The sequence below is a fragment of the Paenarthrobacter sp. NPDC091669 genome, assembly GCF_044756725.1.
Taxonomy (GTDB): domain Bacteria; phylum Actinomycetota; class Actinomycetes; order Actinomycetales; family Micrococcaceae; genus Arthrobacter; species Arthrobacter bambusae_C.
This window is the reverse complement of record NZ_JBIVTK010000005.1, coordinates 271,772-293,393: the sequence shown is the minus strand read 5'-3', so window position 1 is coordinate 293,393 and position 21,622 is coordinate 271,772. Positions and strand designations below refer to the sequence as shown.

Here is a 21,622-nt window from a genome sequence, read left to right as displayed (position 1 = left end):
TCAGGCTGTCTCTAGAACAACGTCGAGGCCGAGATCGAGCGCGCTCACGCTGTGGGTCAGGCCCCCAATGGAGATCACGTCTACCCCGGCAGCGGCAATTTCGGTGACGGTGGAGACATTGACGTTGCCGCTGGCTTCCACCAAGGCCCTGCCGTCCACCTGCTTGACCCCGGCCCGGAGGTCCTCAATGGAGAAGTTGTCCAGCATGATGGTGTCCACGCCGGCCGCCAACACGGGTTCGATCTGCTCTGCGCGATCCACTTCAACTTCAAAGTGCGTGGTGTGGCCCAGCTGGGCTTTGGCAGCAACCAGCAGTTCAGTCAGCTTGGTGGAGTCGCCACCGGTCATGACGGCCAGGTGGTTGTCCTTGGCCAGCACCGCATCGGAGAGGCTGTAGCGGTGGTTCGCTCCCCCACCGCAGCGCACAGCGTAGCGTTCCAGCACCCGCAAGCCCGGTGTGGTCTTTCGGGTGTCCGTGATCCTGGCGCGGGTACCTTCCACGAGCCGGACGAATTCGGCGGTCTTCGTGGCGATGGCGCTCATGCGCTGCACCAGGTTGAGCCCCACGCGTTCTGCGAGCAGAACAGAGCGGGCGCTGCCGCTGACCCGCGCAAGCTGCGTACCGGCGTCGAACGCTTCACCATCGGCGAGCAGCAGCTCCACCTCGGTGTCCGGGTCCACAAGCTTCATGGCATCGCGGAACACGGTACCTCCGCTGAACACGCCGGGTACCCGCGCGTTCAGCACGGCGGTTGCCCGGGCGTCGGCGGGGATCAGCAACTGGGAGGTGATGTCCCCGCTGGGCGAGTCCTCCGCGAATGCCCGCTCCAGGATCTCCCGGACAGGGGCTGCGGGGAGGGTCAGGTTAGTCATGGACGAGGCTCACTTTCCGGCTCATGGTGTAACGCTTGTCAAAATCGTCGACGGCGGCTGGCTCGCTCACGCTGTCACTTTCCCGCACGCTGTCACTGCGGTAATGCGCCCCCAAGGACTCCCGCCGTTCCCGGGCCGCATGCACCAGTAGCTGCGCAGCCAACAGCAGATTGGAGTCCTCATGTTCCCGGACAGCAAAGGAATCAGGGACATTCAAGGGCAGAACCTCACCCTCCCAAGACCCAAGAGTTTCTGCGGCCTCAGCCAACAACTGACCATCACGCAACACGCCGGCCTTGGCTGTCATGAGGCGGCGAAGTGCCTGCCGTGAAAATCCGCTGGAGGAGGCAGGGCGGGCGAGCGGATGCCCGTCCATCGATTCCATTGATTCCAGCGCCGCCGGAGGCTCCGACAGCGCCGTTGTCGCGTGAGGGCCCGAACCGGCCGCCGAGCTTGCGAGGCGATCGCCGGCACGAGGCACGAGCGCAGGCGCCAAGGGGCCTGCGGCGCCGCGGCCCGCGGCCGAGTTAGCACGCTGAGGGACTCCGGCTGGCGACGCGCCCGACGAACCCAAGAACGCTTCAACGGCCCTCCTCCCGAACACGAGGCCTTCGAGCAGGGAATTGCTGGCCAAGCGGTTGGCACCTTGCACCCCGGTACAAGCCACTTCGCCTGCAGCCAAGAGCCCGGGAACAGAGGTGCGGCCGTAGAGGTCGGTCACCACCCCACCCATCCAGTAATGGGCCGCGGGCGCCACGGGGACCAGTTCCCGGGTCCAGTCGACGCCTGCTTGACGGGTCCTCTTGCTCAGGGTGGGGAAGCGCTTGGCCAGGAAACCGCTGCCCCTCTGCTCTTCAATCACGGTGGCGTCGAGGAATACGTGGCCGTTGGGGTCGCCGAGTCTTGCCAAATGCAGGGCGATGCTGCGGGCGACGACGTCCCGGGGTGCGAGTTCGGCGTCCGGATGGTAATCCGGCATGAACCGGTGCCCGTGGGCGTCCACGATGACGGCACCTTCCCCGCGGACGGCCTCGGAGATCAGCAGGGGGTCGTTGTTGCCTTCCACCTCGCGGGCTTCGGCCGGAAGCACCATGCAGGTGGGGTGGAACTGAAAGAACTCAAGATCGGCGACGGCCGCGCCGACGCGCCATGCGAGCGCCAGGCCATCCGCGGTGGCGACGGAGGGATTGGTGGTTTGGGCAAAAAGCTGCCCGGCGCCACCCGTGGCCAGCAGCACGGAGTCGCCGTGGACGCCGAGGTGGCGCCCGTCGTGGAGGAAATTGGCCCCCACCACACGGCCGCCCTGCAGTCCGCCCAACGAGAGCGACGTGACGTGGGCGTGCCCGATGACCTGGATTTTGCCGGCCGCCTGAAAGTCCAGGACGGTGCGGATCAGCGCGGCCGCCACCCCGGCTCCGGTGGCGTCGCCGCCGGCATGGAGAATCCGCGGGGCGGAGTGGGCGGCTTCAAGACCCAAGGCGGGGTCGCCGTCGTCGTCAAGGTCGAACTCGACGCCGAACCGCCCCAGCCCGGCGATGTCCAACCGCGCCTCGGTGCACAACACCCGCACCGCCTCTTCGTTGCAGTGCCCCGCACCGGCGGTGAGGGTGTCGGCAATGTGGGCGGCAACAGTGTCTCCGGGAGCAGGCTCGTCCAGCACGGCCGAGATGCCACCTTGGGCGTAGTAGGTGTTGCTCTCTGCAAGGGCTCCCTTGGTCAGCAACACCACTTCCGCCCCGGCTTCCGCGGCAAGCAGGGCAGAGTACAGTCCTGCGATGCCGCTTCCGACGACGATCAGCCGCTGGCGCGCAGGGCCGCGAGCAAGGCTCTCTGTAGTCATGTGGGGCTCGATTCGGCTAGTCCAATGTGGTGTGCGGGCCGTTAGGCCGGCTTGGCTGCCAGCATGCGCTCCAGCGCAATCTTGGCGTTGTCCTGCACTGATTCGTCCACGGTAATGCGGTTGACCACGCGTCCTTCCACCAGTTCCTCAAGGACCCAGGCAAGGTAGCCCGGGTGGATGCGGTACATGGTGGAGCAGGGGCAGATGACCGGATCCAGGCAGAAGATGGTGTGTTGCGGGTTTTCCGCAGCGAGCCGGTTCACCATGTTGATCTCGGTGCCGATGGCGAATGTGGTGGGTTCCGTGGCAGCTGCGATGGCCTTCTTGATGAAGTCCGTGGATCCGGCGGAGTCCGCTGCGTCCACTACCTCCATGGGGCATTCGGGGTGGACGATCACGTTGACGCCCGGGAAGTCCTGGCGGGCTTTCTCGATCTGGCCCACGTTGAAGCGCTTGTGGACCGAGCAGAAGCCATGCCACAGGATCACCCTGGAGTCGAGCAGCTGCTGTTCGTCATTGCCGCCAAGTTCTTTACGCGGGTTCCACATGGGCATCTGCTCCAACGGGACTCCGAGCGCCTTGGCAGTGTTGCGGCCCAGGTGCTGGTCGGGGAAGAACAGGACGCGCTGACCACGTTCGAAGGCCCATTCAAGGACCACCTTGGCATTGGAGGAGGTGCAAACAATGCCACCGTTGCGGCCACAGAAAGCCTTCAGCGCCGCAGAAGAGTTCATGTAGGTGACAGGGATGACCGGCACGCGGCCTGATGCGTCCGGCTCGGTGCCGAAGATCTCCTCCAGCTGCTCCCAGCATTCCTCCACGGAGTCTTCGTCAGCCATGTCGGCCATGGAGCAACCCGCTGCGAGGTTGGGCAGGATGACGGCTTGCTCAGGCGTGGAGAGGATGTCTGCGGTTTCGGCCATGAAGTGGACGCCGCAGAAGATGATGGCTTCGGCGTCCGGCTTGGTGAGGGCTGCGTTGGCAAGCTGGAAGGAATCGCCGACGAAGTCTGCGTACTGGATGACCTCATCGCGCTGGTAGAAGTGGCCCAGGATGACGGCACGGTCCCCGAGTGTTGCCTTGGCGGCCCGAATGCGGGAGTCCAGTTCGGCGTCGGACGCTTTTTTGTACTCCTCCGGCAACTGGCCTTGACGCGGCGTGGCCTGGGGGGCGACGTCACTGCTCGAGGCACCGGGCCCGTACGCGGGCTCACCGGCGAGGGCTTCGGCAAGGTCGTACTCCCATGGGCCCCTGGCCAAGGCCGGGCTGCACGTGGACCCTGCACGGGAAAGGCCCTTCTCGGCTTCCTCGCGAGTGATCAGCTGGACGGCAGTGTTGACGCTGCTCATGGTGTACTCCTGTTATCTGGCCCGAGGCCGGGCGTGCCGGTGAAGCGGTAGAGGCGTGGTGGACGGTGTTTCCCGCCTTGGAGGTATTCACCGGTTTCTTCGATTTCCGGTGTTGCCTTGACGTGTCGGCGGAAGTTTGCGGGATCGAGCTGGCGGTCCAGGACGGCCTCATAGACTTCGCGAACCTGGGCGAGGGTGAAGAATTCGCCCAGCAGGTGGTAGGCGATGGACCCGTAGGCCATCTTGTTGCGCAGCCGCCATAAGGCGTAGTCCACGATTGCGTTGTGATCGAAGGCGAGTTCACCGAGCCGGTCGGCCCGGAACCACCGCACGTTCTCCGACTCGTCGGCCAGGGCAGCTTCGGTAGGTTGCACCAAAGCCCAGTACACAATCGAAACCACCCGCTGGGTGGGCGACCTGTGAAGGCCACCGAAAGCGTAGAGCTGTTCGAGGTAGTGCGGCGTCAGCCCGGTGGTCTCACGGAGGTTTCGCGAGGCCGCGTCCTGAAGGGATTCGTCATGGGCCAACGGCCCGCCCGGAAGGGCCCACATGTCCTTGTAGGGTTCCCGGATGCGTCGGACCAGCGGCAGCCACAGCGTAGGGCGGCCGGACTTCTCGCTGGGGCGGAGGGCGAAAATGACCGTTGAAATAGCCAACGACGGCGGCGCAAGCCGCCTTTCGGCGACGTTCGCTGAGTTGGTGTTCACGGCGTTCACCTCGCTTCGTCGCCGCCTGGAGCACTCCATCTGTGACTGGAGAACTAGTTAAAGTCATGTTGACTAGAACTAATGGTACGGCTCAACGGGCGCCTGGCAAAATGCCTTACGTCACACTGCTTTCGCAGCGGCCTCCATCAAGGGCAGGGTGCGGCCCTGGATGTGACTGTTGAGGACGATCACCGAAGAGCAGCGGACCACCGACTTTGTGGCGATCATGGCATCAAGGACGCGCTGCATGTCCGGGTTGGAACGTGCCGCGATCCGCACCATGAGGTCCGAGTTCCCCGTGACGGTATGGACCTCGATGATTTCCGGAATAGCGCCCAGGCTCTCGATGATGGCGTCATGGCCGATCTCCTGCGTGATGGTGACGGAGCAGAACGCCACTACCGGGAAGCCGAAATTGGCGGGATCCGGCTGGGGAACCCAGGAACCGATGACCCCATTGTCAATCATCCGGTCGATCCTGGACTGCACAGTGGCCCTGGCGACCCGGAGCACACGCGAGGCCTCCAGGACGGAGGATCGCGGTGAATCAGTGAAGAAACGTACAATTTTTGCATCAAGCGCATCGACCAGCATCAAAGTTCCTGTCCCCGGGGATCCGTACCCATCACATCGCAACAGCAAAAAGTGATGTATCTTACAAACTGCGAGAATTATTCCACGGCTCTTGCTGCGTCGTCGACGCCCGCGTGCCAAGCCCATGAGGCCCACACGCCAAACCAGCATGTAATCCATAGAAGGTAGACACGTATGACAACGAAGTCCATCGCGGCTCCTGCCCCAACATCCGGCCTCGGCCATTCGCTCAAACCTCGCCAGCTCACCATGATGGGGCTCGGCAGCGCGATCGGCGCAGGCCTCTTCCTCGGCTCAGGCGCAGGCGTCCAAGCCGCAGGTCCGGCCGTGCTCATCTCCTACCTCGTCGCCGGCACGCTGATCATCCTGGTCATGTGGGCCCTCGGCGAGATGGCAGCCGCCAACCCCAACAGCGGCGCATTCTCCGTGTACGCGGAAAAGGCCATGGGCAAGACCGCCGGCGGAACCATCGGCTGGCTGTGGTGGCTCCAATTGGTAGTGGTCATTGCCGCCGAAGCCATCGGCGCGGCCGGACTGCTGTTCTCCATCTGGCCCGTCATTCCCGTGTGGGTGCTTGCGCTGGTCTTCATGGTGGTCTTCACAGGCATCAACCTTGTAGGCGTCCGCAACTTCGGCGAGTTCGAGTTCTGGTTCGCCATCCTCAAGGTGGCCGCAATCGTCGTCTTCCTGCTCATCGGTGCAGCGCTCCTCTTCGGCTGGCTGCCGAACGTCCCCTCCCCCGGCTTCTCGGCCTTCGGGGACTTCGCCCCCAACGGCATCGGCGGCATTGCCGCCGCTTTGTTCGTCGTGATCTTCGCCTTCGGCGGGACGGAAATTGTCAGCGTTGCCGCCGCTGAAACCGAGAACCCCGCGCATAGCGTGGGCAAAGCCATCCGCACCGTGGTGTGGCGCATCCTGGTGTTCTACATCGGCTCGGTGTTTGTCATCGCAGCTGTCCTCCCGGTCGGTTCGGACGGCCTGAAGTCTCCGTTCGCCGGAGTCCTGGATGTGGCCGGCATCCCGGGCGCCGGCGCTGCCATCACCCTGGTGGCCGTCGTCGCCCTGCTCTCTGCACTGAACGCCAACCTGTACGGCGCTTCCCGGATGATTTTCTCCCTCTCCGAACGCGGGGAAGCTCCCCGCTTCCTGTCCCGCCTGAGCGCTTCCAAGGTTCCGGTCGCCGCCGTCGGAATTTCGGTCGCTTTCGGCTTCATCGCCACCGTCCTGGAACTGCTGTTCCCCGAAAAGATCCTGCCCGCACTGCTGAACCTCGTGGGTTCCACCTGTCTGGTGGTCTGGGGTACCGCCCTGGTATCGCAGTTCATCCTGCGCCGCAGGGCTGACAGGGAAGGCACAGAACTGCCGCTGCGCATGAAGGGCTTCCCCGTCCTCACCATCGTTGGCCTCATCCTCCTGGGCCTCATCCTGGTGGTGGGCTTCGCCAACCCGGAAAGTGCCGGACAACTGATCGGAACGTTCATCCTGATCCTGGTCATCGCCGCCGGCTGCTTCATCAACGCCAAGTCCAAGGCCGCCAAGCAGTCCACACCCGTGGAGTAAACCGACTGCTCACCACCATCAAGAAGCCCTGCACAGTTTGTACTGTGTGGGGCTTCTTTATGCACCCAAATTGTACAAAATGTTTCCTTTCAACTGTGCTGATTGCGCACAGCCCTACTGGGTGACTAGGGTCACAGCCATGACGACCAAACCTGTCCTGGCCGCCGTCGATGACGACGCGGCCCCGCTCACCCACCATCAACTTCGTGAGCTGTACACCCTGATGGCAGCCGTTCGGCACCTGGACACCTCAGCCGTGGCCTGGCAGCGGCAAGGCATCATCCCGGGGTATGCCCCGGAGCTTGGCCAGGAGGCCGCCCAGGTAGGCAGCGGCTACGCCGTGGACCGGAACCGCGATTTCGTGTTTCCCACCTACCGTGAAATGGGCGTAGCCCGGGCCATGGGCTTGGACATGGTGGGTTACATGTCCACTCACAAAGCAACGTGGCACGGCGGCATGTACAACCCTTTGGAATCCAGGTTCGCCCCCATCCAGGCTGTGGTGGCAGGCTCCGTCCTGCATGCTGTGGGCTGGGCCCACGGCCAAACCCTCTCCGGCAAGGCCCCGGGTGACATGGGCGTGGCCATGACGTACTTCGGCGACGGTGCTTCCTCCCAAGGTGACGTCCACGAAGCCATGAACTTCGCCGCCGTCATGAAGGCCCCCGTGGTGTTTTTCATCCAGAACAACGGCTGGGCCATCTCAGTCCCCACCGAACGCCAGGTGGCCGGCGGTTCCGTCGCGGCGCGAGCGGCCGGTTACGGCATCCCGTCCCTGCAGGTGGACGGCAACGACGTCGTGGCTGTCTTCGAAGCGACCCGTTCTGCCTTCGCGCACTGCAGGGCGGGAAACGGCCCCGTGGTGATTGAAGCGATGACCTACCGCCGCGGCCCTCATTCCACCGCTGACGACCCCGGTCGATACCGCACGCTGGACGAGGAACGCCTGGACGCCGGCGAGGATCCGCTGGAGCGCTTCAAGCAGCGGCTGCTCACAGACGGCGTGGCAGACGACGCCTTCTTTGCAGAAGCACAGCGCCTGGCGGTAGAGGAAGAAGAAACCGTCCGTGCGGGCATAGCGGACCTTGGCCCGCGGCCAGGCTCTGAAATGTTCAGCCTGGTCTTCCAGGAACCAACGCCCGCCCTTCAATCCCAGGCCACCGCGTGGCGCGAGGAGTCCGAACATGTCTGAGACCATCACTGCCCTGCCTGGTAACGAGACTGCCGCCGCAGGCGTTCAACAGCTGTCCATGCAGCAGGCACTCAACCGTGCGCTCGACGAGATTCTGGCCGGGAACCCCAAGTCCGTCATTTTTGGCGAGGACTGCGGCCGGTTGGGTGGCGTCTTCCGCATCACCGATGGGCTGCAGGCCAAGCATGGCGAAGACCGCGTCTTCGACACCCCGCTGGCCGAGTCCGGCATTCTGGGCATGTCCGTGGGCCTCGCCATGGCGGGCTTCCACCCCATCCCCGAGGTCCAGTTCGATGGCTTCGCCTACCCTGCCATCAACCAGATCGTCTGCCAGATCGCCCGGATGAACTACCGTAGCCGTGGGACCCTGCCGATGCCCATCACGCTGCGCGTCCCCAGCTTCGGTGGCATCCGCGCACCCGAGCACCATGGTGAAAGCCTGGAAGCCCTGTTCGCCCACGTACCCGGCCTCAAAGTGGTGTCCCCGTCCACCCCGCACGACGCATACCACCTGCTCAAATATGCTGCCACGCGCCCGGACCCGGTGATCTTCATGGAGCCGAAATCCCGTTACTGGCAAAAAGGACCCGTGGACGTCACCAACGCCACCCCAGGCGCAGCAGCGCACGAGGACGAGCCCACCCGCGACGGCGGCCTCACCGGCTCCCGCGTGGCCAGGGAGGGCCGGCACCTGACCCTCGTGGCGTGGGGTGCCATGGTTTCCCGTTGCCTGCAGGTCGCTGAACTGGCGGCCGAGGATGGCATCGACATCGAGGTCCTTGACCTGCGCTGGCTGAAACCGATTGATGCCGAAGCCTTGGCGAGGTCCGTGGGAAAGACGCGGCGCGCCGTCGTCGTTCATGAAGCGCCGCTGACCTCAGGCTTGGGCGCAGAGGTGGCCCAACTGATCACGCAGCGCTGTTTCGCAACCCTCAAGGCGCCGGTGGAGCGTGTCACCGGCTTCGACGTTCCCTATCCCTCCGGTGACCTGGAGGACGAATACATCCCCAACATCGACCGCATCCTCTTTGGGATCCAACGCGTACTGGAGTACCGCCGTGGCTGAAATTTCCTTCCCGCTTCCCGATCTCGGTGAGGGCCTCATTGAGGCAACCGTGCTGGAGTGGTTGGTGGAACCCGGCCAGCAGGTGGAACGCAACCAGCCGATCGTAGAGCTGGAAACCACCAAGTCAGCGCTCGAATTGCCCAGCCCGCAGGCGGGTAAAGTGGTGCGTATTCACGGGGCGCCCGGTGACACCGTCAACGTTGGCGAGCCGCTGATCGTGTTCGAGGTTCCGGATGACACCGCCGGGATCGTGGGCACTGTTCCGAAGGACGAAGCACCCAAGCGCCGGGTCCGCCTGAGCGCCGTACTCGATGAGGACTGACACCATGACCGGCAGGCACACAGTGGAACAGCACAGGCACACAGTGGAGGGCACCGATCCCGGACTGTTCGTCCAAGTGCATGAACCCACCACTGATGCAGGCCTGCGTCCGGTCCTGTTGATCCACGGGTTCTCCTCTTCCAGCAAGCTGAACTGGTCGGACAGCGGCTGGATCAGCACCCTTCAGGACGCCGGACGCCGCGTCATCACCGTGGACCTGCCCGGCCATGGCCGGAGCCACTCCCCTGAGGACTTGGACTCGTACACGCCCAGCCGCATCCGCGCCGACCTCCTTCAGATAGTGACCGACGCCGGAGCCCGGCCCCTGCGCGACGGTGACCCTTCCACGGGACTCGACGTCGTGGGCTACTCGCTCGGTTCCAGGCTGGCTTGGGAATTTGGCGCTACGCAGCCGGACCTGGTGCATCGCATGGTCTTGGGCGGACCGGGTTCGGCAGATCCGCTGGCAGCCTTCGACCTCGTGGCCGCCCAGCGGCACCTGGCCGACGGCACGCCCGTGGAGGACGCGTCCACCGCGGGACTGCTGAAGATGGCACAGATGCTCCCCAGCAACAACTTGTTCGCCATGTTGTCCCTCATCGAGGCCATCAAGGGAGAACCTTTCGATCCCGCCGAGGCTGCTCCGCACATGCCCTTGTTGCTGGTTGCAGGCGAGAAGGACGAACGGGCAGCGACCATGCCGGAACTCGCCGCCATTGCAGGCAAGCGGGGCGGGTTGGTGGAAACCTTGGTGATTCCCGGGCGTACCCACACCAACGTCATCACCAGCCGGGCCTTCAAGGAAGCTGCCCTCGAATTCCTGGGCGTGTAGCCGGCGACACGCAACGGCTGGCCCGGCTGACGGTGATCAGCGGGCCAGCCGTTGCGCGTTAAGGCTTATGCGCTCCAGCACGCTCAACGCCATGGCGTACTCGTCAATGCCAATCCCCATGGACAGGTCCTGCCGCGCTGCTTCCACCAGCCGCTGGGCTTCGTGATATTTCTCCCGTCCGCGGTCACTGAGGACCAGCCGGTCATCGACCATGGTGATCAGCCCCCGGCCAACCAGTGCCGCGAGTTCCCTCTCCCGCATCCGGATATCGTTACCCCACAACGGATGCAGGGATTCCTCCAGTTGGTCCGGAAGCATGGCACCCTCGGACAGGACAGTGAGGGTGTGCCATTGACGGCGGCTGAGCTTGATCCTGGCCAGGATGCTGTCCAGTTGGGCTTCCAGCGCGGCGTCCAGCCTCTTGATCCAATATCCGATGGGCTTGTTCACAAGCCCATGCTTTCAGCGGAGAGGCTGCCGGGCAAGGTCTGGACGGTAGGCTTGGAACTGCAAAGAATTTCGTGGAAGTGGAGCAGATGGGCATGCGTTTCAAGGACCGTGCGGAAGCCGGTCGACGCCTGGCTGAAGCCCTCCCCCAACTGAGGGAACAGCCGGACACCATCGTGTTGGGCCTTGCCCGCGGTGGAGTTCCCGTGGCCGCTGCAGCAGCAGCAGAGCTGTACCTGCCCTTCGGCGCTGTCCTGGTACGCAAGCTCGGCATCCCCGGCCGCGACGAGACCGCCTTCGGTGCCCTGGCCTGGTCGCAGGGGGATGTCCTCCGTATCGTCAACAAACCGTTGAGGGAACTCATCCTCGCCCACGGCATCTCCCAGTCCGCGCTCGATGCTGTGGAAGCCCATGAGCGCTCCGAGCTTCTCCGCCGCGCGAACGAGTACCCCGGCACCGGCCATGACCTTAGCGGGAAGACTGTGGTGCTGGCCGATGACGGGCTCGCCACCGGTGCCACCATGCGGGCGGCTGTGGAAGCGGTTCGTTCTGCCGGGGCACGCACCGTCATAGCCGCGGTGCCGGTTGCCTCACTGGAAGCCTCGACGTCGTTGGCGCGGGTGTGCGATGCAGTGATGGTCCTTCACACACCCGGGAAATTCCACGCTGTCGGCGCTTTCTACGAGCGATTTGAGCAACTGTCCGACAACGACGTCGTAAACCAACTCGAAGGTGCCGGTGCCGGCGGGCAGAAGTAGCCGGCGTCGTTCCCATGTAAAAGGCGGGTGCGGCCCCTGAGGACCGCACCCGCCTTTTCTTTGGTGCAGCTTTAGTGGTGAACGCTGTAACCCAGCGGCCGGCCACGGGTCTCCTTGGCGAGGATCACGCCAATGGCAGAGATGACGCACAGAACCATGATGTAGATGCCCACCGACCCGGACCACTTGGTGGTGTCCAGGAGTGCCTGGGCGATGAGTGGCGCGAAGGCACCGCCCAGGATGGCACCCAGGGCGTATCCAATGGAGATTCCGGAGTAGCGGACCTGGGCCGGGAACATTTCCGCGTACATGGCGGACATGGGACCGTAGGACAGTCCCAAGCCGATGGTCAGGACGAACAAAGCGGTTCCGTAGAGCACGATGTCTTTGGAATCAATCAGCACGAACATCGGGATCATCCAGGCAAAGACCAAGCCGTAACCGATCAGGAACGTCTTGACGCGTCCTATCTTGTCCGACAACCAACCGCCCACCATGGTGAAGATGAGCCAGCCGAAGGAGGCGATGGTGGTGGCTAGCAGGACCTGCGGGGTGGGCATCTTCAACGTACGCGTGGCGTAGGAGATGAAGAAGGCGATCAGCAGGTACCCGGCGGCATTGTTGGCGATGAAGATCAACGCTGCAAGGAGAACTTCCTTCTTGTTCTTGCGGAAGAGTTCACCCAAGGGCGCCTTGCTTTCGGCCTTGCGCTGGGCAATTTCCTTGAAGACGGGGCTTTCACCCACAGCCCGTCGGATGAGGTAGCCCACCACAATCAGGACCACCGACAACAGGAATGGCACGCGCCATCCCCATGAGGCGAAATCTTCCTTGGACATTCCCGACTGGAGCAGGAACAACAGGCCGGTAGCCAGGATCATGCCGATCGGAACACCGATCTGCGGGTAGGCGCCGAAGAGCCCGCGCTTCTTGAGCGGCGCATGCTCCACAGCCATGAGTGCCGCACCGCCCCACTCACCACCGGCGGAGAACCCTTGGACTACGCGCAAGGTAATCAGCAGGATGGGAGCCCAGACGCCGATGGTTGCGTAGGTGGGCAGCATACCGATCAGCGCAGTAGCTGCACCCATCATGACCAGCGTCATGACCAGGACGGCCTTGCGGCCCATCCTGTCGCCGAGGTGGCCGGCAACGAAGGCCCCCAAGGGACGGAAGAGGAAGCTGATGCCGATGGTGGCGAAGGACAAAAGCTGGGCGACTCCCGGGTTGGACTTTTCCAAAGGAGAGAGGAACAGCGGCGCCAGCAGCGTCGCCGTGAGCTGGGCGAAGATGAAGAAGTCGTACCACTCAATAGTGGTGCCAACCAGTGTCCCGGCCAGAACCCGGCGCTCTTCGCGCTTGCTGCTGGGTCCTGACGGAGAGTCGACAGTGGAAGTTGCGGTCATTGGAACTCCATGGGGTGAGAGTGACTGGTCGGCGTTTGACTTGCATTAACCGACAGAACGGTCAGTTAGGAAAGAATACTACAATCTGTGACCCAAAGCACAGCCCCCTGGAAGTTCGCTCCAACATAGGATGGTTCGCATGAATCCCCGCAGCGATGTCCACCCTCCAACGGAAGCGGCGATACCAGCTCCGCCGTCTCAAACCCTGTCCCGGGGAATCCGTGCCCTGGAGATCCTCGCTGCGGCAGACAGGCCACTCAGCATTGCCGAACTCACCCAAGCACTGGGCGTTCACCGCTCCGTGGCCTATCGGATCCTCCGGACACTGGAAGACCATTCCCTGCTGGTGCGCGACGACTCAGGACGGGTGCAGCCCGGACCCGGATTGGCCGTCCTGGCCAGCGGCGTCTCACGGAACCTTCAAACCGCGGCACTGCCCGAACTGACCCAACTCGCCAACACCTTTCACATGACAGCCTTCGTGGCGGTATGGGACCACCAGGAATGCGTCACCTTGGTCACCGTTGAGCCACGACACTCAGGCGCTGCCCTCGCCCAACACCCCGGAAGCCGCCACCCGGTCAGCACAGGAGCTCCCGGAATAGCCATCCAATCCACCATGACCGAGGAACACTGGCAGCAGGTGGGCTCAGGCAACCCCTACCGCCCAGAAGCACACGAGGCCCGACACCTCGGCTACGCCACCAGCCATGACGAGGTCATCGCCGGCCTGTCATCCATCGCCGCCCCCATCCAGGTTCCCGGAGGACGGCCGGCTGCGATCGCCGTCGTCTACATCCGAGCGGATCAGGACGCCGACGCGGTCGGCAAAGCGCTCGCAGCCAGTGCTGCCCGGATCGAAAGCCAATTGGCCTGAACGTCCCTTCGGCTGAACCTTTCTTTGCAGGTCAAGTGACGTGCCCCACAGCACAAGACGAGGGCCGCGACGAAGCGAATACTCGAATGAAGGACCGGACACGCCGTCCGGTCCTTCATTCGAGCCCGAGAAGGAACCCATGAGCCTGAATCTCCTCGACACCTCCAACTGGCTGCCACTGGACGGACTGGCCCCCGGCTTCGACGCCTACAAGGCGCCCACAGTGCAAGACCTGGCAGGAAAACAGTTCTCCCTCCGCAATGACGGCGGTCCCATGACGTTCAGCTTCGACGACGAAGAGGTCCAGTGGGCTGCGGCCGGCCACTCAGGGACCGCCCCCTATGAGGCATTTCCGGTAGCGGAGGACCTGTACTACGCCCAATGGCAGAGCCAGCAAGATCCCGATCTCGCCGTCTCCCTGGTCCTGGACCTGCTGCACGGCAGGGCGCTCTACATTGGTGCCGCCCTCGGCAGGGCATCAGCCTCCAGCGTCGCCGTCCACCACGATTTCCGCCCAGGGACGCTCGATGGTCACCACACCACGGGGGCTGCAATTTCAGAAAGCAACGCACTCATCGGCCGCCGCGTTGAATGGGTCTACAGCGAATCCCACGCTTATGAGCACATCTACCTCAGCCCCACCTGGTACACATGGCAGTGCCTGGCAGGACCGGAACGCGGACTGGCAGACACGGACTCCAACACCGTGCTTCAAATCCGCCCCGGAATTTTCGTCTTCACCTGGCGCGAGAAAGTCATACCGTGCGGCTCAGTCACCATCGCTGACCACCGCGATCCCCACGCCATCAGGTCCCACGGCAGCCTCTTCGGGTGGGACGAGGCAGGGACGAAACCCGTGCACTTCACCTTCGGCGCCCACGGACGCCTGATCAGCATCAGCCGGCACAGCCCGGAACTCGACCCTGCTGCGGGGAGATAGCCCACCGGACCAGAACGTCAACGGAAGCCCCGGCGGTTCACAAACCGCCGGGGCTTCCGTTCTGTAGTGAGGTGGCTCTCAGTCCTCGGCGCCGTGGCCGATCCGGGCGTACAGTGCCGGCTGCGAGCGCCGCAGACGCAGGCCCCAGATGACACCAACAACTCCTGGCAGCAGCACCAGCATCGGCAGGACAAACGTCACTGCCGTGGACTCGGTCTGTCCCAGCAAGACGTTGAAGTTGGTCATGATGAGCACGAAGACCACGGCCAAGAGTACGAACCCCAGGCCCGGGGCGATCACCCTGACCCACAGGCTTGCCCCGTGCTGCTGCCGGCGGAAGAAGCCGATCACGGCCACCGAGACGACAGTCATCAGCAACACGAGGCCGATTGCACCGCTGTTGGTAAGCCAGGTGAACATGGTCAGGACGGGGTACAGCTCACCCAGTTCGGACCCGGCGCCGGCAATGGCGAAGGCGATGGTGACGACGACGGCAATCACTGTCTGCGCCAGCGAACCGGCGAAGGGCGCCCCGCTTTCTGTCCGCACCTTGGCCAGCGCCGACGGCAGGACACGCTCACGTCCGAGGGAGAAGAAATACCGGGCTACTGCGTTGTGGAAGCTGACGAGTGCTGCAAAGAGGCTGGTCACGAAGAGGATTTGGGCGATGTCGCTGAGCAGTACGCCGCCATGCGCGCCCAGGAAGGCGAAGATCATGTCCGGACCATTGGTGGCGGCCGCCTCAATCACTGCGGACGGCCCCGCTCCTACGGTCATGGCCCAGGCGGACACGGCATAGAACACCGCGATGATTCCCACGGCTGCGAACGTCGCCCTGGCAACGGTTCGCTTGGGGTCCTTGGATTCCTCACCATAGATAGCGGCGGATTCGAAGCCCATGAAGGCTGCGATGCCGAAGGACAGAACTGCTCCGATACCGGGGACGAACAGGCTTTCGGGGCTGAAAGTTGCTGCACTGATGCCTTCGGGGGCCACAGCCAGGCTGATGACGTCATACACAATGACCACCAGGAACTCCAAGGCCACCAAAACGCCCAGCACCTTGGCGGACAGGTCTACCCGGTTTACTCCCAGCCACCCAACAATGGCGATGCAGACCAGCACGGGAATCCACCAAGGAACGCTGACGCCAAGCCGCGCGGACAGGAGCGAGGATACGGTGAAGCCGAACAAGCCGTAGATGCCCACTTGCATCAGGTTGTAGGCCATGAGGGCGATCAGTGATGCTCCCACGCCGGCTGGCCTTGAGATGCCCTGCGCAATGTAAGCGTAGAACGCCCCGGCGTTGGTGACGTAACGGCTCATTGCGGCGTAGCCCACGGCGAACAGTGCCAAAATTCCACCCAGTATCAGGAAGGACAGCGGCACGCCGGTGACGCCGGTGACCGCGAAAGTGGTGGTGACGCCGCCTGCGAGTACGGTCAACGGCGCCGAGGCCGCGATAATCATGAAGGTTACTGCCGGTACGCCGAGCCGCCGCTTGGTGCCTACAGCTCCGGCGGCCCTGCCCTTGACGGGGTTGTCCACGCTCATAGTGTGCTCCTGCCTCGGTGCCGCGGGAGATTGCACGGCACGGTGTCTGTCATTCCGCAATCTTCCACCGCAGGGCCCTTGCGTGACTTGTCTCACACGGCAGGGTGTTTGTCGGTCCACGCATGCACGATCCCGGTCCGGGTCCCCAGTGTAGAATCGTGGGCAAGCTCACGTCCGCACAACCGGCATTCCCGCCCCAGTGGCAGCGGCGCCGCGGGCCATTGAAAGGGAGTTTGATGACCGTCGCGGCCGATACGGGCCCCGCAACCGTGGAAACCATCGTGGCGGAGTCGTTCCAGGAGTGGAGCAAGGCAATCTCCAACTCGTTCGTACCCCTGCTGGCAACGGGTCCCAACAGTTCATCCTTCCAAGGCTCAACCTTCCACGGCATCATGCGTGCCCGCGTGCTGGGGCAGATCTCCGTGGTGGAGATTACCGCCGGACCGCACACTGTCCTGCGCACACCGGAGCTGATTGCAAAGTCCACAGGGCGCTTTTTCAAACTCAGCATCCAGCTCGCTGGATCGGGCCGCCTGGTTCAGGACGAACGTGAGGCCGTGCTGCGCCCCGGCGATCTCTCCATCTACGACACCTCCCGCCCGTATCAACTAACGTTCGACGACGACTTCCGCACCTTGGTGCTGATGTTCCCCCACGTTTTGCTGGACCTGCCGGCCGAGGCCATGGGCCACGTTACTGCCTTGCGTATTCCGGGCGATGAAGGCCTCGGCCAGCTCATCAGCCCCTTCCTGGTGAGACTGGCCGACAACCTCGAAGCCCTTTCGGGCACCAATGGGCTCCGGCTGGTGCACAACGCTTTGGACCTGGTGACCACACTCTTCAATGGCGAGCTGGATCAGCTGATCGAGACAGGCCGGGATCCGCATCTGCTGCTGCTGGGGCGTATTCACGACTACATCGAGGCAAACCTCGGTGATCCCGAACTCTCGCCGGGAACCATTGCCGCTGCCCATTACATATCCACGCGGCACCTGCACGATCTCTTCCAGGAAATCGGCACCACCGTAGCCTCCTCCATCCGGCAACGGCGGCTCGAACGGTGCCGGCGCGACCTGAGGGATCCTGTGCTGACCGACCGCCCCGTCACGGCCATCGCTGCACGGTGGGGGTTCACGGATGCCGCCCATTTCAGCCGCATCTTCCGGGCAGCCTTCGGGAACTCCCCCACCGGCTACCGCAACAGTCACTGACGGCTCGCTGGACCGACAAACGCAACGGCCGTCGTCGAACATTGTGACTAAGCCGACCGAATATCGCTAAGCAGCCGCCGTCGGGGCCGTGCCCTGGTCCGTGAGGGCTGCCATCTCTTCGAGCATGGTTCGCAAAAGCCGCTCTTCCAATCCGGCATAAGCAGGATCGCCCGCGCGGTTGACCAGCTCCCCGGGGTCCTGGCGGTGATCGTACAGTTCGGTCATTCCGGTGCCGAAGTAACGGGTGAGCCTGCCCTCAGCGGTGATGACCGTTCGCATACGGACAGGTCCCGGCAGTCCCTCCAAGCCAAATGGTTGTTCTTCCTCCACCAAGAGCGAGTCCCGATGATGATCGGCGTCCCCCTGGAGAAGGGGCACGAGCGAGCGTCCCTGAATTCCGCGATACCCCTTGGAGCCAGTGAGCTCAAGGAGCGTGGGAGCCAAATCCGCGCTGGAAACCAAGGCCCTGCTTCGCCGCGGCAAGGTCCCGGGGAGGTGCACCACCAAGGGAACATTGGTCACAGCGCGGTAGTGGACAAAATGCTTGAGCATGAGGCCATGATCCCCGAAGAGATCGCCGTGATCGCTGGTGAACACCACAATGGTGTCCTCGGCCAGTCCTTGGCGGTCCAGCTCATCCAGGATCCGGCCGATGTGCTCGTCCATCATGGTGATCAGGCCGTACTGGGCAGCCGCCGCGAATCTGTACTGTTCCTCTGTAGCCGCCCACGTCATGGTGGGGTCCATGTTCGGCTCACCGCGGTGCTCCACCATTTTCCTGACATGGTCCGGCGAGGCAGCGTGGTCCTGGTCGAAGCCGAGCGGGAGTGGCAGGTCCTCCGGGTTGTAAAGGTCTGAATAGCCTGCCGGAGGCGAGAACGGGTGATGGGGGTCCGGGAATGACACAAACATGAAGAACGGCTGGTCCTGGCCGGCAGCATCCTTCAGGTGCTCGATTGCTTTCTCGCTCACATAGCTGGTGGGGTGCAAGTCAGCCGGGATAGCCGTCTGGTACACCTGGTCCCACCCGCCGTACGTGCTGGACGAATTTCCCGGACCTCCCAGTGTTTCGGGATCAACGCCGCGTTCCTTGGCCCAATGCACGTAATGGCCGCCGGGCCGGTCACCATGGCCGATCACAAGGTCCACGTGCTGGTATCCGTAGTAGTCGGCAGGCAGTGCAATGAAACGGGCATCGTGAGCGTCGCGGTTCTCCCACTGATCCCACCCCGGGGCAAAACCCTGACGGCGGGCGTCGCCGACTACGGCATCCAACAACAGGGGGTCCGTGGCCCGGATCTCCTTGGCCTGGTGCGGCTCAAACTCCCAGCCCATGTTTTGGTGGTGCAGCTTCCCTACACCCACCGTGCGGTAACCACCAGCCCCCAAGGATCCGGGAACAGTACGGCTCAGCGGATCAAGGGTAATGCCGTTGCAGCGGGTCCCGTGGGCAGAAGGCCACCTGCCGGTCATCAGGCTGGCCCGGTTGGGCATGCACGTGGGATTGGCCACCGTCGCATTCTCAAAAACGATGCTCTTGGCTGCCAGTGCATCCAGATGTGGCGTCTTGACAGTGGCATTCCCCGCAAAACCCAGGTGGTCGGCCCGGAGCTGGTCCGCAATGATGAACAGGACATTGGGCCGGCGGTCAGCGGCTGTCCGTCGCAGGCCCGTCATGCGGGCCTCTTGATGAGGGACAGCACTTCGGTTCGCTGCCGGGCAAAGTCCGGCAAGGAACGCGTAGTGATTTGATCGCGTGGTGCCGGCAGGTCCACCTCCACCACTTTGAGGACTCGGGCGGGCCGGGAACCGAGGACCACTACGCGGTCCGCGAGATAGACAGCTTCGTCGATGTCGTGGGTGACCACCAAAATAGTCATGTTGAAGTCCTTCCGGATCTTCAAGCACAGGTCCTCCAGGTCAAACCTGGTCTGGGCGTCCACTGAAGCGAAGGGCTCGTCCATGATGAGGATCTCGGGCCGATACGCCAGTGCCCGGGCGATAGCCACGCGTTGCTGCATGCCGCCGGACAGCTGCCAGGGGTACTGGTTGTCAGCGTGGGACAGGCCGACGGCGGCGAGCGCACTGTCGCAGCGCTCCTTCAGTTCCGCTGCGGCCAATTTGAGGTGCCGCAGGGGAAGCACCAGGTTCTTCCGAACGGTGAGCCATGGCATGAGTGAGCGGTTGTAATCCTGGAAAACCAAGGCCATCTCCGGGGGCGGGCCGCTGATGGTTCGCCCGTCAATGGCTGCCCGTCCGCTGCTGGCCGGGTGAAGCCCGGCCAAGCATTTCAGGAGTGTCGTCTTTCCAACTCCTGACGGACCGACGATGCAGACAACCTCGCCGGCATCCACGGTGAAGGTGAGGTCTTCGATGACTGTGTGTGATTTTTCGCCGCTGCCATAAGTCTTGGCGAGATGCGCCACGTCCAGCCGCGGTGTGGTCGCACTGATGCGGGTTTCTGGTTGCTGTGCCATGGTGGACTTTCTGTTTTGGGTGGGAAGAGTCGGGGTCTGCCGGGCGCTCATGCCGCACGCGCCATGCGACGGGAACCGATGTACCAGGACAAAACCTTGCGCTTCAGGAGGCTGAACAGCATGTTGACCAAGAATCCGATAACACCCAGGAGCAGGATGCCGGCCCACATGTCAGCGGTCATGAAGCTCTGCTGCGCCAGCAAGGTCATGGCTCCGATTCCCTGCGAACTGCCCAGCATTTCGCTCGCGATCATCACGATGAAGGCCACCTGAAGACTCACCTGCAATCCGGAGAAGATCTGGGGCATCGCCGCCGGCAGGAGGACGTTGAGCACCCGCTCCTTTCGACTCAGCCGGTAAACCCTGGCTACGTCCATGAGATCGTTGCTGACGCTCCGGATGCCGTCCACGGTGGCGATCATTGTGGGGAACAACGCCGCCAGGGCAATGCTGGTCACCCGCATTTGGGTACCGAAGCCGATGAGGGAGATGAAGATCGGTACCAGCGCCACCGGAGGAATACCGCGGAGGAAATGGATCAACGGATCGATTATCCACCGGACCGGAGGGACCAGCGCAGTGACGAACCCCACCGCGACCCCGGCCACCGCTGCGATGGCGAAGCCCAGGAACAGGTTGCCCAGGCTAAGAAGGACATCGGACTGGAAGTGGGCGAAGAGCCACAACTCCTGGAAACGGATGAGGATGGTTTCCAACGGAGGGAAGAACGGATCAGTGGAGTTGGCGGAAAGGAACCACCACGCTGCCAACAACAGCACCGGCGCGCCTGCGCCGATCACCCAATTTCTTAATGCGACGTTTCTCATCAGGGCACCATTTCCCGGTAGGACTCATGCCAGTGCAGGACCCGGCGCTCGGCAAGCCGGGTAGCACCTTGGAACAACAGACCCAGGAGACCGAGGACAATCACCAATCCGTAAAGACTGGCGTAGTCACCTGCCGCTTGTGCCTGGTAAATGCTTTGGCCCAGGCCCGGGCCACCACCCAAAAGGCCTGCCACCACTGTGACCACCAGGGCGGCAGGAGCTGCCACCCGCATGGCCGTTCCGATGTAGGGCATGGCACTGGGCAACACCACCCGCGCCAGAATTTCTCCCTCACCCATGCCGTAGGACCGGGCAGTGTCCTTTGCCACGGGATCGGTCCCCTGAACACCATCTACGGTCTGCATGACGATGGGGAGCAAGCACCCGAAGACCACCAGGAACAGCGCCATCTCAGCTGTCGGACCAAGCACCAGCACCGCGAGGGGAAGGATAACGATCGGCGGGACCGGCTTCAGGAATTCCAACACAGCCAAGGTGGCGTATCGGACCGATTCGAAGCTGCCTATCAGCAACCCAAGAACCACTCCCGCCAAAGCTGCTACGGCCAAGGCGAGTACCGCGATGCCAATGGTGGCGCCCAGGGCGGACCAGAACGTGCCGGTACCCAGAATGGTCGCGAGCGTTGTCAACACGGTAGTGGCCGACGGCAGGGCGTTTCCTGCAACGTTGGCCGCGGCGAGAACCTGCCAGATGACCAGGGCTCCGGCGATGCCCAGTGCACTGAATGCAGAGGGGCGGATGGATGCTTTCATGATGAATCTCCCATGTC

Annotated in this window: 21 protein-coding genes; 9 read left to right on the top strand and 12 right to left on the bottom strand. The window is 63.4% G+C overall.

Annotated features, from left to right (window positions below):
* The 5 genes from nadC to ACIQLI_RS11045 all read right to left on the bottom strand — a co-directional run bounded on the left by nadC (position 1) and on the right by ACIQLI_RS11045 (position 5,363).
* Positions 1–873: a carboxylating nicotinate-nucleotide diphosphorylase gene (gene nadC / locus ACIQLI_RS11065; protein ID WP_354228431.1), complete on the bottom strand. Its 873-nt coding sequence runs from the start codon at positions 871–873 to the stop codon at positions 1–3.
* Positions 866–2,713, bottom strand: coding sequence for an L-aspartate oxidase (locus ACIQLI_RS11060; protein WP_400388106.1), 1,848 nt, complete (start codon positions 2,711–2,713; stop codon positions 866–868). The genes nadC and ACIQLI_RS11060 overlap by 8 nt, the downstream gene beginning before the upstream one ends.
* Before the next feature lie 41 nt (positions 2,714–2,754).
* Positions 2,755–4,062 carry a quinolinate synthase NadA gene (nadA, locus tag ACIQLI_RS11055; protein WP_400388104.1) on the bottom strand — a complete coding sequence of 436 codons (1,308 nt, stop codon included), beginning with the start codon at positions 4,060–4,062 and terminating at the stop codon, positions 2,755–2,757.
* A complete protein-coding gene (locus ACIQLI_RS11050; protein ID WP_089595490.1) occupies positions 4,059–4,778 on the bottom strand; it encodes an NrtR DNA-binding winged helix domain-containing protein in 720 nt (239 codons plus the stop codon). Before ACIQLI_RS11050 ends, nadA begins: the two co-directional genes overlap by 4 nt.
* Positions 4,779–4,889: 111 nt before the next feature.
* On the bottom strand, positions 4,890–5,363 hold the full coding sequence (locus ACIQLI_RS11045) for an Lrp/AsnC ligand binding domain-containing protein (protein WP_354228424.1): 474 nt from the start codon (positions 5,361–5,363) through the stop codon (positions 4,890–4,892).
* Positions 5,364–5,537: 174 nt separating this feature from the next.
* On the opposite strand from ACIQLI_RS11045, the gene ACIQLI_RS11040 reads away from it, so the two are divergent.
* The 5 genes from ACIQLI_RS11040 to ACIQLI_RS11020 all read left to right on the top strand — a co-directional run bounded on the left by ACIQLI_RS11040 (position 5,538) and on the right by ACIQLI_RS11020 (position 10,335).
* Positions 5,538–6,923: an amino acid permease gene (locus ACIQLI_RS11040; protein ID WP_400388100.1), complete on the top strand. Its 1,386-nt coding sequence runs from the start codon at positions 5,538–5,540 to the stop codon at positions 6,921–6,923.
* Positions 6,924–7,062: 139 nt separating this feature from the next.
* Positions 7,063–8,115 (top strand): thiamine pyrophosphate-dependent enzyme, encoded by a 1,053-nt coding sequence (locus tag ACIQLI_RS11035; protein WP_400388097.1) that lies wholly within the window; start codon positions 7,063–7,065, stop codon positions 8,113–8,115.
* Complete coding sequence (locus ACIQLI_RS11030) at positions 8,108–9,181, top strand: alpha-ketoacid dehydrogenase subunit beta (protein WP_400388094.1); 1,074 nt, start codon at positions 8,108–8,110, stop codon at positions 9,179–9,181. Before ACIQLI_RS11035 ends, ACIQLI_RS11030 begins: the two co-directional genes overlap by 8 nt.
* Positions 9,174–9,503, top strand: coding sequence for a biotin/lipoyl-containing protein (locus tag ACIQLI_RS11025; protein ID WP_089595494.1), 330 nt, complete (start codon positions 9,174–9,176; stop codon positions 9,501–9,503). The genes ACIQLI_RS11030 and ACIQLI_RS11025 overlap by 8 nt, the downstream gene beginning before the upstream one ends.
* A gap of 4 nt (positions 9,504–9,507) precedes the next feature.
* Positions 9,508–10,335 carry an alpha/beta fold hydrolase gene (locus ACIQLI_RS11020; RefSeq protein ID WP_400388091.1) on the top strand — a complete coding sequence of 276 codons (828 nt, stop codon included), beginning with the start codon at positions 9,508–9,510 and terminating at the stop codon, positions 10,333–10,335.
* Positions 10,336–10,371: 36 nt separating this feature from the next.
* Here the strand turns inward: ACIQLI_RS11020 and ACIQLI_RS11015 are convergent, their stop codons facing one another.
* On the bottom strand, positions 10,372–10,785 hold the full coding sequence (locus tag ACIQLI_RS11015; RefSeq protein WP_400388088.1) for a MarR family transcriptional regulator: 414 nt from the start codon (positions 10,783–10,785) through the stop codon (positions 10,372–10,374).
* A gap of 71 nt (positions 10,786–10,856) precedes the next feature.
* Here ACIQLI_RS11015 and ACIQLI_RS11010 point away from each other — a divergent pair, with 71 nt between their 5' ends.
* Positions 10,857–11,540: a phosphoribosyltransferase gene (locus ACIQLI_RS11010; RefSeq protein ID WP_400388085.1), complete on the top strand. Its 684-nt coding sequence runs from the start codon at positions 10,857–10,859 to the stop codon at positions 11,538–11,540.
* A gap of 71 nt (positions 11,541–11,611) precedes the next feature.
* On the opposite strand, the gene ACIQLI_RS11005 is transcribed toward ACIQLI_RS11010, so the two are convergent.
* The gene (locus ACIQLI_RS11005; RefSeq protein WP_172326041.1) at positions 11,612–12,946 is read right to left on the bottom strand and encodes an MFS transporter; all 1,335 of its coding nucleotides are present in this window, start codon (positions 12,944–12,946) and stop codon (positions 11,612–11,614) included.
* Positions 12,947–13,076: 130 nt separating this feature from the next.
* Here ACIQLI_RS11005 and ACIQLI_RS11000 point away from each other — a divergent pair, with 130 nt between their 5' ends.
* A complete protein-coding gene (locus ACIQLI_RS11000; RefSeq protein ID WP_400388082.1) occupies positions 13,077–13,823 on the top strand; it encodes an IclR family transcriptional regulator in 747 nt (248 codons plus the stop codon).
* A 139-nt stretch (positions 13,824–13,962) separates the two neighbouring features.
* On the top strand, positions 13,963–14,763 hold the full coding sequence (locus tag ACIQLI_RS10995; RefSeq protein ID WP_400388079.1) for a MoaF C-terminal domain-containing protein: 801 nt from the start codon (positions 13,963–13,965) through the stop codon (positions 14,761–14,763).
* Positions 14,764–14,841: 78 nt separating this feature from the next.
* Here ACIQLI_RS10995 and ACIQLI_RS10990 read toward each other — a convergent pair whose 3' ends face one another.
* The gene (locus tag ACIQLI_RS10990; RefSeq protein WP_400388076.1) at positions 14,842–16,317 is read right to left on the bottom strand and encodes an APC family permease; all 1,476 of its coding nucleotides are present in this window, start codon (positions 16,315–16,317) and stop codon (positions 14,842–14,844) included.
* Positions 16,318–16,553: 236 nt separating this feature from the next.
* On the opposite strand from ACIQLI_RS10990, the gene ACIQLI_RS10985 reads away from it, so the two are divergent.
* Positions 16,554–17,528 carry a helix-turn-helix domain-containing protein gene (locus ACIQLI_RS10985; RefSeq protein ID WP_400388073.1) on the top strand — a complete coding sequence of 325 codons (975 nt, stop codon included), beginning with the start codon at positions 16,554–16,556 and terminating at the stop codon, positions 17,526–17,528.
* 66 nt (positions 17,529–17,594) lie between these two features.
* On the opposite strand, the gene ACIQLI_RS10980 is transcribed toward ACIQLI_RS10985, so the two are convergent.
* From ACIQLI_RS10980 to ACIQLI_RS10965, 4 genes are read right to left on the bottom strand one after another with little or no spacing between them, the layout of a single operon-like run.
* On the bottom strand, positions 17,595–19,205 hold the full coding sequence (locus tag ACIQLI_RS10980) for a sulfatase (RefSeq protein ID WP_400388070.1): 1,611 nt from the start codon (positions 19,203–19,205) through the stop codon (positions 17,595–17,597).
* Positions 19,202–20,056, bottom strand: a complete 855-nt coding sequence (locus ACIQLI_RS10975; RefSeq protein WP_400388067.1) for an ABC transporter ATP-binding protein — start codon at positions 20,054–20,056, stop codon at positions 19,202–19,204. Before ACIQLI_RS10975 ends, ACIQLI_RS10980 begins: the two co-directional genes overlap by 4 nt.
* Entirely contained in the window at positions 20,053–20,832 is a 780-nt protein-coding gene (locus ACIQLI_RS10970) for an ABC transporter permease (protein WP_400388065.1), read from the bottom strand. The genes ACIQLI_RS10975 and ACIQLI_RS10970 overlap by 4 nt, the downstream gene beginning before the upstream one ends.
* Positions 20,832–21,605 (bottom strand): ABC transporter permease, encoded by a 774-nt coding sequence (locus ACIQLI_RS10965; RefSeq protein WP_400388062.1) that lies wholly within the window; start codon positions 21,603–21,605, stop codon positions 20,832–20,834. Before ACIQLI_RS10965 ends, ACIQLI_RS10970 begins: the two co-directional genes overlap by 1 nt.
* Positions 21,606–21,622: the final 17 nt, after the last annotated feature.

What these genes read in the sequence shown, in the direction of transcription:
- ACIQLI_RS11045 (WP_354228424.1), bottom strand. Translation starts at nt 5,363, where the DNA reads ATGCTGGTCGATGCGCTTGATGCAAAAATTGTACGTTTCTTCACTGAT.
- ACIQLI_RS10995 (WP_400388079.1), top strand. Translation starts at nt 13,963, where the DNA reads ATGAGCCTGAATCTCCTCGACACCTCCAACTGGCTGCCACTGGACGGA.
- ACIQLI_RS10980 (WP_400388070.1), bottom strand. Translation starts at nt 19,205, where the DNA reads ATGACGGGCCTGCGACGGACAGCCGCTGACCGCCGGCCCAATGTCCTG.
- ACIQLI_RS11030 (WP_400388094.1), top strand. Translation starts at nt 8,108, where the DNA reads ATGTCTGAGACCATCACTGCCCTGCCTGGTAACGAGACTGCCGCCGCA.
- ACIQLI_RS11040 (WP_400388100.1), top strand. Translation starts at nt 5,538, where the DNA reads ATGACAACGAAGTCCATCGCGGCTCCTGCCCCAACATCCGGCCTCGGC.
- ACIQLI_RS11000 (WP_400388082.1), top strand. Translation starts at nt 13,077, where the DNA reads ATGGTTCGCATGAATCCCCGCAGCGATGTCCACCCTCCAACGGAAGCG.
- ACIQLI_RS11020 (WP_400388091.1), top strand. Translation starts at nt 9,508, where the DNA reads ATGACCGGCAGGCACACAGTGGAACAGCACAGGCACACAGTGGAGGGC.
- nadA (WP_400388104.1), bottom strand. Translation starts at nt 4,062, where the DNA reads ATGAGCAGCGTCAACACTGCCGTCCAGCTGATCACTCGCGAGGAAGCC.
- ACIQLI_RS10990 (WP_400388076.1), bottom strand. Translation starts at nt 16,317, where the DNA reads ATGAGCGTGGACAACCCCGTCAAGGGCAGGGCCGCCGGAGCTGTAGGC.
- nadC (WP_354228431.1), bottom strand. Translation starts at nt 873, where the DNA reads ATGACTAACCTGACCCTCCCCGCAGCCCCTGTCCGGGAGATCCTGGAG.
- ACIQLI_RS10965 (WP_400388062.1), bottom strand. Translation starts at nt 21,605, where the DNA reads ATGAAAGCATCCATCCGCCCCTCTGCATTCAGTGCACTGGGCATCGCC.
- ACIQLI_RS10970 (WP_400388065.1), bottom strand. Translation starts at nt 20,832, where the DNA reads ATGAGAAACGTCGCATTAAGAAATTGGGTGATCGGCGCAGGCGCGCCG.
- ACIQLI_RS11060 (WP_400388106.1), bottom strand. Translation starts at nt 2,713, where the DNA reads ATGACTACAGAGAGCCTTGCTCGCGGCCCTGCGCGCCAGCGGCTGATC.
- ACIQLI_RS11005 (WP_172326041.1), bottom strand. Translation starts at nt 12,946, where the DNA reads ATGACCGCAACTTCCACTGTCGACTCTCCGTCAGGACCCAGCAGCAAG.
- ACIQLI_RS10985 (WP_400388073.1), top strand. Translation starts at nt 16,554, where the DNA reads ATGACCGTCGCGGCCGATACGGGCCCCGCAACCGTGGAAACCATCGTG.
- ACIQLI_RS10975 (WP_400388067.1), bottom strand. Translation starts at nt 20,056, where the DNA reads ATGAGCGCCCGGCAGACCCCGACTCTTCCCACCCAAAACAGAAAGTCC.
- ACIQLI_RS11035 (WP_400388097.1), top strand. Translation starts at nt 7,063, where the DNA reads ATGACGACCAAACCTGTCCTGGCCGCCGTCGATGACGACGCGGCCCCG.